The organism is Verrucomicrobiota bacterium (assembly GCA_016871675.1).
Lineage (GTDB): Bacteria > Verrucomicrobiota > Verrucomicrobiia > Limisphaerales > VHCN01 > VHCN01.
The window spans coordinates 1-1,600 of the sequence record VHCN01000148.1; the positions used below are offsets into that span (position 1 = coordinate 1).

Below are 1,600 nucleotides of genomic sequence, written 5' to 3' on the forward strand. Positions count from 1 at the left end.
CCTTCAGCGAGGATCGGAGCGCCTCGATTTCCTTGCCCAGCGCGGCGGCTCCGGCGGTGAGTTCGGCCTTCACGTCCGCAGGCACGACGACACCGGGCGGCGGGTTGAGCTTCCTTGGGTTCGGCTGGAAGTTGGCGTTCGCGGCTTTCTTGGCGGGCGCCTTCGGTTGGGCGTCAAGCGCGAGAATGGAAGCCGCAAGTGCGAGGCATGCGACCGGCAACTTGAGGTTCATAGTCTGGTGCGGACACCAAGCCACGAACGGCGCGGGCAGGAAAGCAAATTAACCGGCCGAATCACGGCGTCGCTGCGGCGGGCAGCGAGTTGGTGGTCGGCCGGGCGCGGAACTCCGTGGCGAGTTTGCGGCCCTCGGCCATCTGCGCCGCGGTGAGGCGCTTGGCGACCTCGCCACGGTTCTTGATCGCGAGCGGATTCTGCGCCTGCGCGGCGAGGTGCAGCCACTTGTAAGCCTCGACGAAGTTGTTCGTCGTGCCCTGGCCGAGGAACAGCATGGCGCCGAGGTTGCCCATCGCCTCCACGCGGCCCTGCTCGGCCGCGGCGCGGAACCACTTCACGGCCTCGACCGGGTTTTTCTCCACGCACTCGCCGGTGTTGTAGAGCGAGCCGAGGATGGCCTGCGACAGGTCGTGCCCCTGCTCTGCCGCAACGGTGAACCACTTCACCGTCTGCACCGGGTCGTGCGCGACGCCGTCGCCGACGCGATACGCGGCGCCGAGGAAAGCCGCGGCGCGCGCATGACCGGCGTCGGCGGCGAGCTGGAAGTATTTCACGGCCTCGGCGCGGTCGCGATCCACGCCCGTCGCCTCCCAATAGGCGAGCCCTTCGCGGAAGTTCGATTCGGCGCTGCGCGAGTTCTTCGACGGCGCGCGAGGCGCGGTCACCGGCGCGCCCGCGGCTTGCTTCATGCCGGACAGCTCGACGGGGGCGAGTTGCTGCGCGTGACGCCGCGGCACGTCGCGCAAAGGGTCATCGCCGCGCGATCGGTTTGCGGCCGGCTTGCCCGCCGCGGTGTCCCGGTTGCATCCCGAAAGCAAACCCGCCGCGAGCACGAGCGCGGGAGCAAATCTTCGGCAGCGAAGCGGGCGCATATGGATCGGTGTTGCGGCACTTGCCCAATCAAAGTCATGCCAGCCGCCGGCACGCTTTACGTCGCGATGTCCCAGACGCCGAGCCGCTGGTGACCCGCGGCAAAGATGCGGTCGGCTTTTTCGTTCAGCGCGAACTGGTGCGTGTGCATCGGCAGCGCCTCCTGCGCGGTGAACTTCCTCGCCGCCACGTCCACGAAGAGCGCCCAGCCCTTGCCGTCGCCGCCGCAGCCGAGCAGCCACGCGCCCTGCGGATGGAATTCGAGGTGCGCGATGACGCCCTTGTATTTGTCGCTTTCGAGCGCGGCAAGCGATTCGCCCTTCTGCCAGTCGAAGAGTTCGAGCCGCGCCTTGCCGCCGAGGTGGTCAATGTTCTCGACCTTGCCCATGCCGCCGACCGCGAGCACCGCGCCGTCGGGCGAGAAGGCCAGCGAACGGATGCCGCCGATGCTGTGGATGCGCTGCCGCGGGTCCCACGTGTAACAGCCCGGCGCTTC

The 1,600-nt window shown here is 68.4% G+C and carries 3 protein-coding genes; all 3 read right to left on the reverse strand.

Going from position 1 to position 1,600, the window contains the following annotated elements; translation table 11 throughout:
- Positions 1-232: hypothetical protein (locus FJ386_15525; GenBank protein MBM3878096.1), on the reverse strand; the 232-nt coding region annotated here is incomplete at its 3' end.
- Between the two features lie 61 nt (positions 233-293).
- Positions 294-1,106 carry a sel1 repeat family protein gene (locus FJ386_15530; protein ID MBM3878097.1) on the reverse strand — a complete coding sequence of 271 codons (813 nt, stop codon included), beginning with the start codon at positions 1,104-1,106 and terminating at the stop codon, positions 294-296.
- Positions 1,107-1,162: 56 nt separating this feature from the next.
- Positions 1,163-1,600, reverse strand: a 438-nt coding sequence (locus FJ386_15535; GenBank protein MBM3878098.1) for a hypothetical protein, incomplete at its 5' end; no start/stop codon positions are given.